Origin of the sequence: Rhodopseudomonas palustris, from assembly GCF_003031265.1 — a bacterium.
Lineage (GTDB): Bacteria > Pseudomonadota > Alphaproteobacteria > Rhizobiales > Xanthobacteraceae > Rhodopseudomonas > Rhodopseudomonas palustris_H.
Genome location: NZ_CP019966.1, coordinates 3,204,023 through 3,218,712, shown reverse-complemented (window position 1 = coordinate 3,218,712; position 14,690 = coordinate 3,204,023). Strand labels below are relative to the sequence as shown.

At 64.9% G+C, this 14,690-nt stretch carries 14 protein-coding genes; all 14 read left to right on the top strand.

From position 1 onward, the window contains the following. Positions 1-66 precede the first annotated feature (66 nt). The 14 genes from tsf (at position 67) to RPPS3_RS14970 (ending at position 14,623) form a co-directional block, all read left to right on the top strand. Complete coding sequence (gene tsf, locus RPPS3_RS15035; RefSeq protein WP_107344821.1) at positions 67-993, top strand: translation elongation factor Ts; 927 nt, start codon at positions 67-69, stop codon at positions 991-993. Between the two features lie 67 nt (positions 994-1,060). Beyond that, positions 1,061-1,777: a UMP kinase gene (gene pyrH, locus RPPS3_RS15030; RefSeq protein WP_107344820.1), complete on the top strand. Its 717-nt coding sequence runs from the start codon at positions 1,061-1,063 to the stop codon at positions 1,775-1,777. 65 nt (positions 1,778-1,842) lie between these two features. Then, positions 1,843-2,403 (top strand): ribosome recycling factor, encoded by a 561-nt coding sequence (gene frr, locus RPPS3_RS15025; protein ID WP_107344819.1) that lies wholly within the window; start codon positions 1,843-1,845, stop codon positions 2,401-2,403. Positions 2,404-2,620: 217 nt separating this feature from the next. Beyond that, the gene (locus RPPS3_RS15020; protein WP_107344818.1) at positions 2,621-3,379 is read left to right on the top strand and encodes an isoprenyl transferase; all 759 of its coding nucleotides are present in this window, start codon (positions 2,621-2,623) and stop codon (positions 3,377-3,379) included. Positions 3,380-3,384: 5 nt separating this feature from the next. Beyond that, complete coding sequence (locus RPPS3_RS15015) at positions 3,385-4,233, top strand: phosphatidate cytidylyltransferase (protein ID WP_107344817.1); 849 nt, start codon at positions 3,385-3,387, stop codon at positions 4,231-4,233. Positions 4,234-4,237: 4 nt separating this feature from the next. After that, positions 4,238-5,461, top strand: coding sequence for a 1-deoxy-D-xylulose-5-phosphate reductoisomerase (gene dxr, locus RPPS3_RS15010; protein WP_107344816.1), 1,224 nt, complete (start codon positions 4,238-4,240; stop codon positions 5,459-5,461). A 45-nt stretch (positions 5,462-5,506) separates the two neighbouring features. Further along, complete coding sequence (gene rseP / locus RPPS3_RS15005; RefSeq protein ID WP_107344815.1) at positions 5,507-6,658, top strand: RIP metalloprotease RseP; 1,152 nt, start codon at positions 5,507-5,509, stop codon at positions 6,656-6,658. A 172-nt stretch (positions 6,659-6,830) separates the two neighbouring features. Further along, entirely contained in the window at positions 6,831-9,356 is a 2,526-nt protein-coding gene (gene bamA, locus RPPS3_RS15000) for an outer membrane protein assembly factor BamA (RefSeq protein WP_107344814.1), read from the top strand. 29 nt (positions 9,357-9,385) lie between these two features. Beyond that, on the top strand, positions 9,386-10,468 hold the full coding sequence (gene lpxD, locus RPPS3_RS14995) for a UDP-3-O-(3-hydroxymyristoyl)glucosamine N-acyltransferase (RefSeq protein WP_107344813.1): 1,083 nt from the start codon (positions 9,386-9,388) through the stop codon (positions 10,466-10,468). Then, on the top strand, positions 10,468-10,923 hold the full coding sequence (gene fabZ / locus RPPS3_RS14990; protein ID WP_107344812.1) for a 3-hydroxyacyl-ACP dehydratase FabZ: 456 nt from the start codon (positions 10,468-10,470) through the stop codon (positions 10,921-10,923). The genes lpxD and fabZ overlap by 1 nt, the downstream gene beginning before the upstream one ends. 8 nt (positions 10,924-10,931) lie before the next feature. Then, positions 10,932-11,774: an acyl-ACP--UDP-N-acetylglucosamine O-acyltransferase gene (lpxA, locus tag RPPS3_RS14985; RefSeq protein ID WP_107344811.1), complete on the top strand. Its 843-nt coding sequence runs from the start codon at positions 10,932-10,934 to the stop codon at positions 11,772-11,774. A gap of 18 nt (positions 11,775-11,792) precedes the next feature. After that, positions 11,793-12,650, top strand: a complete 858-nt coding sequence (locus RPPS3_RS14980; protein ID WP_107344810.1) for an LpxI family protein — start codon at positions 11,793-11,795, stop codon at positions 12,648-12,650. Next, the gene (gene lpxB / locus RPPS3_RS14975; protein WP_107344809.1) at positions 12,647-13,831 is read left to right on the top strand and encodes a lipid-A-disaccharide synthase; all 1,185 of its coding nucleotides are present in this window, start codon (positions 12,647-12,649) and stop codon (positions 13,829-13,831) included. The genes RPPS3_RS14980 and lpxB overlap by 4 nt, the downstream gene beginning before the upstream one ends. 147 nt (positions 13,832-13,978) lie before the next feature. Continuing rightward, on the top strand, positions 13,979-14,623 hold the full coding sequence (locus tag RPPS3_RS14970; RefSeq protein WP_107344808.1) for a nucleoside deaminase: 645 nt from the start codon (positions 13,979-13,981) through the stop codon (positions 14,621-14,623). The last annotated feature ends 67 nt before the right edge of the window (positions 14,624-14,690 follow it).

The following is a 14,690-nucleotide window of genomic DNA, read 5'->3' as shown; positions in this document are numbered from 1 at the left end:
GTTCCTGATTGCGAACCGCGGGCTTCGGCTGCGCGGTCGCACTCACAGGCAGAGGGCTTATTAGCGATGGCAACGATTACTGCAGCAATGGTCAAGGAGCTGCGCGAGACCACCGGCGTCGGCATGATGGATTGCAAGCAGGCGCTCGCCGAGACCGACGGCAACATCGACGCCGCGATCGATTGGCTGCGCAAGAAGGGCCTGTCGAAGGCCGCCAAGAAGGCCGGCCGCGTCGCCGCGGAAGGTCTGATCGGCGCGCTGACCGACGGCACCAAGGGCGTTGTCATCGAGGTCAATTCCGAGACCGACTTCGTCGCGCGCAACGAGCAGTTCCAGGGGCTGGTCAAGATGATCGCCCAGGTCGCGCTCAAGGTCGGCGCCGATATCGACGCGATCAACGCTGCTCCGGTCGGCTCGACCAACGTGGCCGGCGCGATTGCCGACGCGATCGCCACCATCGGCGAGAACATGACGCTGCGCCGCGCCGCCGCGCTGAGCGTGTCGCAGGGCGTGGTCGCCAGCTACATCCACAACGCGGTGATCGACGGCGCCGGCAAGATGGGCGTGATCGTCGCGCTCGAATCCGCCGGTAAGGCCGACGAACTCGCGACCCTCGGCCGCCAGCTCGCGATGCATGTCGCCGCTGCGAACCCGCAAGCGCTCGATCCGACCAGCCTCGATCCTGCTGTCGTGCAGCGCGAGCGCGAGGTGATGGCCGACAAGTATCGTCAGCAGGGCAAGCCGGAAAACATGATCGAGAAGATCGTCGAGAACGGCCTGAAGACCTACTACAAGGAAGTCTGCCTGCTCGAGCAGGCCTACATCCACGACGAGAAGGGCAAGTCGGTCGCGCAGGCCGTCAAGGAAGCCGAAGGCAAGGTCGGTGCGCCGATCAAGATCACCGGCTTCGTGCGCTACGCGCTCGGCGAAGGCATCGAGAAGCAGACCTCCGACTTCGCCGCCGAAGTCGCTGCCGCTTCCGGCCAGAAGTAATCGCGGCTCACGCGAAATCCTCCCGGCCTTCGGGCCGGGAGCCAATCTTCAAGGGAGCGACCGCAACATGGCTGAGCCAATCTACCGTCGTGTGCTGGTCAAGCTGTCGGGCGAATACTTCGCCGGTCCCCAGGACTACGGTATCGATCAGGCCACCATCGATCGCGTCGCCGGCGAACTGATCGCCGCCCGCGGCCTCGGCATCGAAATCGCCGTCGTGATCGGCGGCGGCAACATCTTCCGCGGCGTCGAAGTTTCCGCCCGCGGCGTGTCCCGGACCACCGGCGACACCATGGGCATGCTGGCCACCGTGATGAACTGCCTGGCGCTCGCCGAAGCGCTGCAGCGTCACGGCCAGAAGGCGCGCACGTTGGCCGCATTGATGATGCCGGAAGTCTGCGAGCTTTATACCCGCGCTGCCGCCGAACAGACGCTTGCCGAGGGCGGCATCGCGCTGCTCGCCGCCGGCACCGGCAATCCGTATTTCACCACTGATACCGCCGCCGTGCTTCGGGCCGCTGAAATCGGCGCCGGTGCGGTGCTCAAGGCGACCAATGTCGACGGCGTTTACAGCGCCGATCCGAAGCTCGATCCGAATGCGAAGCGGTTCGAGAAACTCACTCATTCCGAAGCGCTTGCCGGCGGCTACAAGGTGATGGATGCGACGGCTTTCGCGCTTGCCCGTGAAACCTCGCTGCCTATCATTGTGTTTTCGATCGCCGAACCCGGTTCGATCGGCGCGGTGCTCAGCGGCGCGGGACGGGCCACTGTAGTCGCGGGCTGATAAGCGATCACGCGCGTATCGCGCGCCGATGTTGATTTGAGATTCGAGAAACCAGAGAGGCGGGTATGTCCGACAAGTTCGACGTCAACGAATTGAAGCGGCGTATGCAGGGCGCTGCGCAGTCCCTGAAGCACGAGCTCGGCGGTCTGCGCACGGGGCGCGCCTCGGCCTCGATGCTCGAGCCGGTGCAGGTCGACGCCTATGGCAGCCACATGCCGCTCAACCAGGTCGCCACCGTATCGGTGCCGGAGCCGCGGCTGATCTCGGTGCAGGTCTGGGACAAGTCGATGGTGAAGGCGGTGGAGAAGGGGATCGTCGATTCGAACCTCGGCCTGTCGCCGGCGACTGAAGGGCAGGTGATCCGGCTGCGGATCCCCGAACTCAACGAGGAGCGCCGCAAGGAGCTGGTCAAGGTCGCACACAAATACGCCGAAGCCGCTCGCGTCGCCGTCCGCCATGTCCGCCGTGACGGCCTCGACACCATCAAGAAGCTGGAGAAGGCCCACGAGATCTCCGAGGACGATCAGAAGCGCCTCGACCAGGAGGTGCAGAAGGCCACCGACGCCACGATCGCCGAGATCGATCAGTTGCTCGCGAACAAGGAAAAGGAAATCCTTACGGTCTAATCTTTCGGCCGTGCGTGCGGGACGTGGTCGCCCGGCCGCGTCCCGGCGGTGATCCGGCCAAACGGATCGCTGCCCAGTTCGGGACCCGGGCGGTTTTGCAGCGACCGCGGGCACATCTCGGGCCTTGTCGTCGTGGCGACTATAACTTACTGATCTCGAATAATTTCTGGCAGCGAGCCGGTGACCTTCTCGCGGGATGACGCTTCGGGAATGAGCTATGTCGAAAGCTGCCGCGCCTCTGCCTGATCCGTCCGATCCACCGAGCGCGCCCGCGCACGTGGCGATCATCATGGACGGCAACGGCCGCTGGGCCGCCGCGCGGGGGCTGCCGCGTGCCGAAGGCCATCGCCGCGGCGTCGAAGCGCTCCGCCGTGTCGTCCGCGCTTCCAGCGAACTCGGCATCCGCTATCTGACCATCTTCTCGTTCAGCTCGGAAAACTGGGCGCGGCCGGCGACCGAAATCGTCGACCTGTTCGGGCTGCTGCGTCGCTTCATCCGCAACGATCTCGCATCGCTTCACCGCGACGGCGTCCGCATCCGGGTGATCGGCGAGCGCGATCGGCTCGACCGCGACCTGTGCGCGATGCTCGACGAGGCGCAGGAGCTGACCCGCAACAACACCAAGCTCAATCTGGTGGTGGCCTTCAACTACGGCTCCCGGCAGGAGATCGCCAATGCGGCGCAGCGCCTGGCGCGCGAAGTCGCCGAAGGCAAGCGCGACCCGGCGACGATCGATATCGAGACTCTCGGCCGTTATCTCGACGCCCCCGATATTCCGGATCCCGACCTGATCATCCGCACCAGCGGAGAACAACGATTGTCGAATTTCCTGATGTGGCAGGCGGCGTACAGTGAATTGGTATTCGTGCCCATTCACTGGCCGGATTTCGACAAGGCCGCGCTGGAAGGCGCGATCGCCGAATATTCGCGGCGCGAGCGCCGGTTCGGCGGGTTGGCCGCCAAAACAGGATCGTGACACGCGTGAGCCAGGACAAGGCGGCGCCGGCGCCGGCGGCCGAGCAGGGGTCCCGGAATCTGATTTTGCGAATCGCAGCCGCGCTGGTGCTGGCGCCGGGCGCGATCGCGATCGCTTATCTCGGGGGCTGGCCGTGGGCTGTGCTCGCGACCGCCGTCGCGGTCGGCTTGTGGTTGGAATGGCTGAGTATCGTCGGCCTCGGCCGTAACTGGCCGGTCGTCGGGGTGGGCGGCCTCGGCCTTGTGGTCTGCGGTGCCGCGCTGGGAGCTGGGGTGCCGTGGGTGGCTGCCGCCGCGATCGTGCTTGCGCTCGCCGTTTTGGCGCTGCTCGGCGGCGGGCAGCGCCGTTGGGCGACGTCTGGCTTCGGCTACGCCGCGGCTGCCCTGGTCGCCTCGATCCTGATCCGCGCCGATCCGGACTACGGCTTTGCCGCCTTGATGCTGATTCTTTTGATCGTCTGGGTCACCGACATCGGCGGCTATTTCGCCGGTCGCGGGATTGGCGGGCCGAAGCTGTGGCCGCGGGTCAGCCCGAAGAAGACCTGGGCGGGGGCGATCGGCGGCTTCGTTCTGAGTCTGGTGATCGCGGCTGGCTTTGCCCAGTTCGGTCTTGGAAAAATGCTGCCGCTGCTTGTGCTTGCGGTAATCCTTTCAACTGTTTCTCAGCTCGGTGATCTGTTCGAATCCGCGGTCAAGCGCCGCTTCGGCGTGAAGGACTCAAGCCACATCATTCCCGGCCACGGCGGGTTGATGGATCGGCTCGACGGCTATGTGGCGGCTGTCGTGGTGGCGGCATTGATCGGGCTGACGCGCGGACCGCTGGATGGTATTGGCCGCGGATTGATGGTGTGGTGACGCAATGAGCCCTGTTCCTTTAAAAAACGCCGAGCGTGCCCATAGCGGCGTCCGCACCGTCAGTGTGCTCGGCGCCACCGGTTCGATCGGCGACAGCACGATGGACCTGATCCGCGCCGAGCCCGAGCGCTACCGGGTCGAGGCGCTCACCGGCAACGCCAACGTCGCCGGCCTCGCAAAGCTGGCCAAGGAGTTCAACGCCCGCTTTGTCGCCGTCGCCGATCCGGCCCGACTCGGCGAATTGCGCGCGGCGCTGGCCGGGACCGACGTCGCCTGCGGTGCGGGCGAGAGCGCCGTGATCGAAGCGGCGGCCCGGCCGGCCGATTGGGTGATGGCGGCAATTTCGGGGGCGGCCGGTCTGAAGCCGGCGCTGGCGGCGGTCGACCGCGGCACCACCGTGGCGCTCGCCAACAAAGAGTGCCTGGTGTGCGCCGGCGACTTCTTCATGAGCCGGGCGACCGCTGCCGGCGCGCAGATCCTGCCGGCGGATTCGGAGCACAACGCGCTGTTCCAGGCGTTGGCCTCCGGCAACCGCCATGAACTGACCCGGGTCATCATTACTGCGTCGGGCGGACCGTTCCGGACCTGGGCTGCCGCCGACATCGAACAGGCGACCCTGGCGCAGGCTCTGAAGCATCCGAATTGGAGCATGGGCCAGAAGATCACCATCGATTCGGCATCGATGATGAACAAGGGCCTCGAGGTGATCGAGGCTTCCTACCTTTTCGCGCTGTCGCCCGATGAGATCGACGTGCTGGTGCATCCGCAGTCGATTGTTCACGGCCTTGTCGAGTTTGCCGACCGCTCGGTCGTGGCTCAGCTCGGTGCGCCGGACATGCGGATTCCGATCGCGCACTGTCTCGGCTTCCCGGATCGCATTACCGGGCGTGCGGCGAAGCTCGACCTCGCCAAGATTGGTCAGTTGACCTTCGAAGCTCCTGATTTCGCGCGCTTTCCCGGTCTGCGACTGGCTTATGACGCGCTCCGCACCGGCAATGGCGCCACCACCGTGTATAACGCCGCCAATGAGGTGGCGGTCGCGGCTTTCATCGCGCAGAAGATCCGGTTCGGGGCGATCGCGCGGCTGGTTGAAGACACGCTCAACAGCTGGGTCCGCGCCGGCAACCAGGCGCCGCTCGGCTCCGCCGACGACGCCATCGCGCTTGACCAACAGGCGCGAAACCTCGCTGCCACCCTATTGCCTCAAATTGCCGCAAAGGCATCCTAGAGGAGATAGGGAACAGGGCCGTCGGTTCTGCTCGAAGGGAATGGGATGGCCGATCTTTTTCTGAATAGTTTCCATACGTTGAGCCACGGACTGGTGGGGTATGTGGTGCCCTTCTTATTCGTGTTGACCATCGTGGTGTTCTTCCACGAGCTCGGCCATTTCCTGGTGGCGCGCTGGAACGGCGTGAAGGTTCTGACCTTCTCGATCGGTTTCGGTCCGGAGATCGTCGGCTTCAACGACCGCTACGGCACCCGCTGGAAGCTGTCGGCCGTGCCGCTCGGCGGCTACGTGAAGTTCTTTGGTGACGACAGCGAGGCCAGCACGCCGTCCGGCGATGCGTTGTCGCAGATGTCGGCGTCCGAGCGAGCGGTCAGCTTCCACCACAAGCCGGTGGGGCCGCGCGCCGCGATCGTGGTCGCCGGCCCGTTGGCCAATTTTATCCTGGCCGTGGTGCTGTTCACCTTCCTGTTCAGCGTGTTTGGGGTGCCGAATACCTCCGCGCGTGTCGATGGCGTGCAGCCGGGCAGTGCCGCCGAGGCGGCTGGCTTCAAGCCGGGCGACGTGGTGACGTCGATCAACGGTAGCGCGATCAGCAATTTCCTCGAGATGCAGCGCTTCGTCGGCGCCGAAGCCGGCAACCAGCTCAAATTTACCGTCAAGCGTGGCGATTCGACCGTCGATCTGGTGGCCACCCCCCAGCTCAAGGAGATCAAGGACCGCTTCGGTAACGTCCAGCGCCTGGGCATCCTCGGCATCAGCCGCTCGACCGCGGCGGGAGAGGTGACCACCGAGCAGGTCAATCCGGCGGTGGCATTCTGGATGGGGATCAAGGAGACCTGGTTCGTCGTGGACCGAACGTTCTCCTACATCGGCGGTATTTTCACCGGCCGGGAAGCGGCCGACCAACTCGGCGGCCCGCTGCGGATCGCGCAGGTGTCGGGGCAGGTGGCCACGATCGGCTTTACCCCGCTGCTGCATCTGGCGGCGGTGCTGTCGATCTCGATCGGCCTGTTGAACCTGTTCCCGGTTCCGTTGCTGGATGGCGGGCACCTGTTGTTCTATGGAATCGAAGCCGCGCGCGGCCGGCCGCTGTCGGAGCGGGCGCAGGAGGTTGGGTTCCGGATCGGGCTCGCCTTGGTGCTGATGTTGATGATGTTTGCGACCTACAACGACATCCTTCACCTGGCGTCGTCGTGAGTCTCCCATTTGTCAAACGTGGCGGATGGGCAACGTGTTGGAATGAAATTGAAATCGCAGCGCTAAAGGACGTTTGCCGGGGCGGCAAAATTGTCTACAAGCGAGGCAACCTGGGGATTCTGTCGGTGCGGGGGCTCCGTGCCGGCATCGGAATGACAAGGGCGCGTTGCGCATGAAAGTTGGAATGCGAGTGTTGCGGGGGGTAGTCGGTGCCGCCCTGGTGTTTTTCGCCGTACCGGTCGCCACGACGGCGGTCGGGGTGGTGATGGCGTCTCCTGCCGCCGCCCAATCCGCTTCGTCGATCGCGGTCGAGGGCAATCGGCGGGTCGAGGCCGAGACCATTCGCTCCTATTTCAAGCCGGGTCCGGGCGGGCGGCTCGACCAGGGCTCGATCGATGACGGCCTCAAGGCGCTGATCGAGACCGGCCTGTTCCAGGACGTGCGCATCAACCAGGCGGGTGGCCGTCTGGTCGTCAGCGTCGTCGAAAACCCGGTGATCGGTCGCCTCGCGTTCGAGGGCAACAAGAAGATCAAGGACGAGCAGCTCTCGGCTGAAATCCAGTCGAAGCCGCGCGGCACGCTGTCCCGCCCGATGGTGCAGGGCGACGCGCTGCGGATCGCCGAAATCTATCGCCGTTCGGGTCGCTACGACGTTCGCGTCGACCCGCAGATCATCGAGCAGCCGAACAACCGCGTCGACCTGGTGTTCGTGATCACCGAAGGTCCGAAGACCGGCGTCAAGTCGATCGAGTTCGTCGGCAACAAGGCCTATTCGTCCTATCGCCTGAAGGACGTGATCAAGACCCGCGAGAGCAACCTGCTCAGCTTCCTCGGCAACGGTGACGTCTACGATCCGGACCGGGTCGAGGCCGACCGCGATCTGATCCGCCGTTTCTACCTGAAGCACGGCTTTGCCGACGTGCAGGTGGTTGCCGCGCTGACCGAATACGATCCGGAGCGCAAGGGCTTCCTGGTCACCTTCAAGATCGAGGAAGGTCAGCAGTACCGCGTCGGTTCGGTGACCTTCGAATCCGCCATTCCGACCCTCGACGGCAACTCGATGCGCAGCTTCTCGCGCGTCAATGTCGGCTCGCTCTACAACGCCGAAGCGCTGGAGAAGTCGGTCGAAGAGATGCAGATCGAGCTGTCGCGCCGCGGCTACGCGTTCGCGACCGTGCGTCCGCGCGGCGATCGTAACTTCGACGAGCACACCGTTTCGATCGTGTTCTCGATCGAAGAGGGGCCGCGCGTCTACATCGAACGCATCAACGTCGTCGGCAACACCCGGACCCGCGATTACGTGATCCGGCGTGAGTTCGACATCTCCGAAGGCGACGCCTACAACCGTGCGCTGGTCGACCGCGCCGAGCGCCGCCTGAAGAACCTCGACTTCTTCAAGACCGTGAAGATCACCACGGAGCCGGGCTCTTCGAGCGACCGCGTCATCCTGGTGGTCAACCTCGAAGAAAAGTCGACCGGCGACTTCTCGGTGTCGGGTGGTTACTCGACCAGCGACGGTGCGCTGGGTGAAGTCTCGGTCTCGGAGCGTAACTTCCTCGGTCGCGGCATCTTCGCCAAGGCGTCGGTGCAGTACGGTCAGTACGCCCGCGGCTACTCGCTGTCGTTCGTCGAGCCGTATCTGCTCGACTACCGCGTCGCGCTCGGCCTCGACCTGTATCAGCGCGAACAGCTCGCCAACCGTTACATCTCGTACTCGACCAAGACGCTCGGCTTCAGCCCGCGCCTCGGCTTCGCGCTGCGGGAGGATCTGTCGCTGCAGATCCGCTACTCGCTGTACCGGCAGGAAATCACGCTGCCGTCGTACCTGAACAATTGTAACAATCTTTCGACGGATCCGAATTCCTGGACTCCGCAGTACGCCAATTTCCGGGCAAACAATCCGAACGGCATGCAGCTGGGGTGCTATGCTGATGGTGAAGCTTCGCTGCCAGTTCGTATCGGTCTGGCTGGCGGTGCCTACTGGACCTCGTCGCTCGGCTATACGCTGACCTACAACACCCTCGACAACATCAAGAACCCGACCGACGGTCTGCTCGTCGACCTGCGTCAGGACTTCGCGGGCGTTGGCGGTGACGTGAAGTTCATCAAGACCGCGTTCGACGCTAAGTACTATACTTCGCTGGTGTCCGATCTGGTCGGCTTGATCCACCTGCAGGCCGGTAACCTTAGCTCTTACGGCGATAATCAGCTGCGGATGCTCGACCACTTCCAGATGGGGTCTAACCTGGTTCGTGGTTTCGCTCCGAATGGTATCGGTCCGCGCGACATCGGCACTTACGCCATGTATGGTTACGGCGGCGACGCGCTCGGCGGCACGAATTACTGGGGTGCGTCGGTCGAGTTGCAGATGCCGTTCTGGTTCCTGCCGAAGGAAGTCGGGCTCAAGGGCGCCGTGTACGCCGACGCCGGTTCGCTGTTCGATTACAAAGGCCCGACGTCTTGGACTGTAACTGGCGAAGTGAATGCCCCTGGTTGCGTACCCGCTAGCCAGACGATGATTGGTAGCTGTGCCGGCTTGAATTACGACGACACCAACCTCGTCCGTACCTCGGTCGGTGTCGGCCTGATCTGGGCGTCGCCGTTCGGTCCGCTGCGCTTCGACTATGCCGTACCGATCACCAAGGGTAAGTACGACCGCGTTCAGGAGTTCAAGTTCGGCGGCGGGACCTCGTTCTAAGTCCCGCACTCCGGACCACGACCGAAGGAATGGCATCCACGTCGTTTTTCCCGCCGCGTCCTTCGTCGACCCTGGCCGAGATCGCCAGCCTGACGAAAGCAACGCTGGTTGATGCTTCGCACGCGGAGCATCGCATCACCGGACTGGCCTCGCTCGACGAGGCCGGCCCTATGCACTTGAGCTTCTTCGAGAACCTCCGCTATTCGGATGAGCTCGCGAACACGCGCGCGGGCGCGTGCCTTGTCAGCGAGCGGTTTGAGGGCAGGGTGCCGTCGCACGTCGCTGTGCTGCGCGCCCGGCGTCCGTTCCATGCCTTCGTGGCCTACGCCCGGCATCTGTATTCCGATGCGTTGCGTCCGCACACCGGCATCGGAGCGCCCGGCATCGCGCCCACGTCGGTCATCCATGAGAGCGCCAAGCTCGAAGACGAGGTCACGGTCGAGCCGCTGGCGGTGATCGGGCCCGACGTCGAGATCGGCGCGGGAACGGTGATCGGGGCGGGGGCGGTGATCGCCGCCGGCGTCAAGATCGGCCGCGATTGCGACATCGGTGCCGGCAGCCACCTCCAGCACGCGCTGATCGGCAACAATGTGCTGATGCATCCGGGCTGCCATATCGGCCAGGACGGCTTCGGCTTTATCTTCGCAGGCCAGCACACCAAGGTGCCGCAGACCGGCCGCGTGATCATCCAGCACGATGTCGAGCTCGGCGCCGGGACGACGATCGACCGCGGCTCGCTGCGCGACACGGTGATCGGCGAGGGCACCAAGATCGACAATCAGGTTCAGGTCGGCCACAACGTAACAATTGGTCGACATTGCGTGATCGCCGCCAAATGCGGTCTTGCCGGCAGCCTGACGCTGGGCGACAACGTCGCGCTCGGCGCCATGGTCGGCATCAACAATCATGTGGTGATTGGCGACGGCGCCCAGGTGGCGGCGATGTCCGGGGTGAAGGACAGTATTCCCGCAGGTGAGCGCTGGGGCGGTATCTTCGCACGGCCGACCAGAACATGGTTCCGGGAGATGCTCGCGGTGCGGCGGCTCGCTGAAGGCAGCGGAGCCGACACGGCGGCAAGACCCGATGACGACAGGGATGAAGGACGGGGGTGATGGAATCGCCGATTCGCTTTGAGAAAGTTGACATCAACACCATCCTCAAGACCCTGCCGCACCGCTTCCCGTTTCTGCTGATCGATCGCGTGATCAACATCCGCGAGGACTACAGCGGCATCGGCATCAAGAACGTCACCGTCAACGAGCCGGCGTTCCAGGGCCACTTTCCGGAGCGGCCGGTATATCCTGGCGTGCTGATGATCGAGGGCATGGCCCAGACCGCGGGCGTGATCGGCATCCTGTCTGTCACCGGCACCGAGAAGCCGCGCGCGGTGTATTTCCTGACCATCGACAAGTGCAAGTTCCGCAAGCCGGTGATGCCTGGCGATACCGTCGAGTATCACCTGACCCGCACCGGACGGCGCAAGACGATGTGGTGGTTTCACGGCGAGGCCAAGGTCGACGGACAGATCGTGGCGGAAGCCGATGTCGGCGCGATGCTGGCAGATTGACGGGCTGAATGAGCACAATTGATCCGACTGCGCGTATCGAAGACGGCGCCGTCATCGGCGACGACGTGACCATCGGGCCCTTCTGCACCATTGGTCCGCACGTCAGCATCGGCGCCGGTACAACGCTGATCGGCCACGTCAACGTCACCGGCCACACCACGATCGGCGAAGGCTGCACCATCCATCCGTTCGCCTCGCTGGGCGGCGCGCCGCAGTCGACCGGCTACAAGGGTGAGCCGACGACGCTGATCATCGGCAACGCCTGTACCATCCGCGAAAACGTGACGATGAACACCGGCACGGTCGGCGGCGGCGGCGTCACCCGCGTCGGCGACCGCGGGTTCTTCATGGCGGCGAGTCATGTCGGCCACGACTGCATCGTCGGCAACGATGTGATCTTTGCCAATGCCGCGACCCTCGGCGGCCATTGCGAGATCGGCGACTTCACCTTCATCGGCGGCATGACGGTGCTGCAGCAGTTCACCCGGGTCGGCCCCCAGGTGATGATCGGCGGCATGAGCGGGCTGCGCACCCACGTCATTCCCTATGCGCTCGCCAACGGCATCTATGCGAAGCTCGCCGGGTTGAATATCGTCGGCATGCGCCGGCGGAAGTTCACCAAGGAGCGGCTCGCGATTGTGCGCTCGTTCTTCAACGACCTGTTCTACAGCAGCGGTCCGCTCGCCGAACGGCTCGAACGGGTGCGTCCGCGCACGGCGGAGGATCCGGCGATCGCCGAGATCGTCACGTTCATCGACGACATCAAGGGCCGCGGCGGTCGCGGCCAGCGCGTCGCGCTGTGCATGGCGCGTGAGGGCGGTGCGGCCGTTAATGACGGCGACGACGCCTGACCTGCGGTCGGCGCGGCCATGACTGATCCATCACTGCAGATTGGCGCGCCCGTCGGCATCATCGCCGGCGGCGGCACGCTGCCATTCGCCGTTGCCGACTCGCTCGCCGCGCGCGGCCTGACGCCGGTGCTGTTCGCGCTGAAAGGAAGCTGCGACGCCGAACGCGTCACCGCCTACCGGCATCATTGGCTGCGGATGGGAGCTTTCGGCAGGCTGCTGCGGCTGCTCCGCGCCGAAGGCTGCCGCGACCTGGTGTTCATCGGCTCGCTGGTGCGGCCGGCGCTGTCGGACATGCGGCTCGACTGGGGCGCGATCAAAGTGCTGCCGGCGGTGCTCGCGGCCTATCGGGGCGGTGACGACCACCTGCTGACGGGCGTCGGCCGGCTGTTCGAGCGTCACGGCTTCAGGCTGCTCGGTCTGAAAGACGTCGCGACCGACGTACTGATGCCGGAAGGCTGTCTCACCCGTGCCGTCCCCGATGCCGGCGTTCAGGTCGATATCGCCAAAGGGCGGGCGGTGCTGGCGGCGCTCAGCCCGTTCGACATCGGCCAGGGCTGTGTGGTGATCGACGGTCATGTCGTTGCTGTCGAGGACACCGGCGGGACCGATGAGCTGCTGCGGCGCGTGGCGCAGCTTCGCGACGCCAGGCGGATCCGCGCCAAGCCCGGCCACGGCGTTCTGGTGAAGGCGCCGAAGACCGGTCAGGACCTGCGCTTCGACCTGCCGGCGCTCGGGCCGAAAACCATCGAAGGACTGATCGCCGCGCAGCTCGGCGGCGTCGCCGTGGTGGCCGGGCATACCGTCGTGGCCGAGCCTCAGGAGATGATCGCGGCCGCCGACAAGGCCTGCGTGTTCGCGATCGGGATGCCCGCATGAGCAGCGGCGCTGCCAAGGCCGGGGATCGGGTTCGCACGGTCTATCTGATCGCGACCGAGGAATCGGGGGATCGGCTCGGCGCCGCGCTGATGCGCGAGCTCAGGGCGCGGCTCGGATCGAATGTCCGGTTCGCTGGCGTCGGCGGCCACAGCATGGCCGGCGAGGGGCTCGCCTCGCTGTTTCCGATCGAGGAGCTGTCGATCATCGGCTTCGCCGCCGTAGTGCAGCGGCTGCCGCTAATCCTGAAGCTGATCCGCCGCGCGGTCGACGCGGTGCTGGCGGCCAAGCCCGACATCCTGGTGATCATCGACAGTCCCGATTTCACCCACCGCGTGGCGCGCCGGGTGCGGAAGCGTGATCCGTCGATTCCGATCGTCGACTACGTCTCGCCGACGGTGTGGGCGTGGCGGCCTGGACGGGCGCGCGCGATGCTCGGCTATGTCGATCACGTGCTGGCGTTGCTGCCGTTCGAGCCGGCCGAGTATCGAAGGCTGCAGGGCCCGCCGTGCAGCTATGTGGGTCATCCGCTCACCGAGCAGTTCGGTTCGCTACGACCCGACACCGACGAGCAGGCGCGCCGCGAGGCATCGCCGCCGGTTCTCTTGGTGCTGCCGGGCAGCCGTCGCAGCGAAGTCCGCCATCACGCTGCTGCGTTCGGTGACACGCTGGCGCAGCTGAAGCGCGACGGTGTCGCATTCGAGGCAGTGTTGCCGACCACGCCGCATCTGGAGAGCCTGGTTCGCTCTGCAGTCGCAACCTGGGAGGTGCAGCCGCGGATCGTCGTCGGCGAGCAGGACAAACGTGCGGCGTTCCGGATCGCCCATGCGGCGCTGGCCAAGTCGGGCACCGTGACGCTCGAGCTCGCGATCGCCGGCGTGCCGATGGTGACGGCCTATCGAGCCGGCAGCGTCGAGATCTGGATCGCGCGTCGCGTTGTCCGTCCGGGCACCGTGATCCTCGCCAATCTGGTGATTGGGGACGACGTGATCCCGGAGTTCATCCAGGAAGATTGCGTACCCGACAAGCTCGCCCCGGCTGTGCGCGACCTGCTCGGCGACACGCCGGCGCGGCGGCGCCAGCTCGCGGGCTTTGCAAAGATCGACGACATCTTGTCGACCGGCGAGCAGACGCCGAGCGGACGTGCGGCCGACATCGTGCTGGACGTGATGCGCCGCGCCTGATTGCCGCCGGCCGCTGCGATTGAAGAAGGTAATTGTTGCAATCAATTCTCAATAGATTGGAGCTAGCCTGCCGACGCGTCGAACCTCCAGTTTGCGCGTCCATGGACCGGAGAGGACGCGGACCGTCTCAACCGGAGCTCTCCATCTATGAAGAAAACCAAAATCGAGTCAGCCTCGGCGCTTGATGCGCTGTTCGCGTCGGTGAACGTCGTTCACCGCAGGAATTTCCTCGCAACCGGCGCTGCCGCCTTCGGTGCGGCTGTGTTGCCTGCGGGGGCGACGGTTGCGGATGCTAAGCCTGCACTGGCCACGGCGCCGACGGAGCAAGATCGTCGCTACATGACGCAGGCCATCGAATTGATGCGCAAGGCAGGTGTCGTCGAAAAGACGGGTGGCGCTTTCGGCGCCGTCATCGTGCGCGACGGTGAAGTTCTCGCGGCGACTGGTAATAGCGTGCTGCGTGATAACGATCCCTCGGCACACGCCGAAGTCAATGCGATCCGCGCGGCGTGCAAGAAGGTCGGGGCGCCGAACCTGCGCGGCGCCACGATGTACACGAGCTGCGAATGCTGTCCGATGTGCTACGCCACCGCTTACTGGGCGCGGCTCGATCGGATCTTCTACGCGGCGTCGTGGACCGACTACGCGGATCTGTTCGACGATTCCAATATCGGCGCCGATATGAAGAAGCCCTACGCAAAACGCCAGGTTAAGATCGCGCAGATGATGCGAAGCGACGCGCAGAAGGTGTGGCAGGAATTCCGCACCCTTCCGGATCGCGCCCGCTACTGAGGCTTCGCTCCGGCATAGCCACAAAGCAAAACGGCGAACCGCCTGGCGGTTCGCCGTTTCTGTTTTC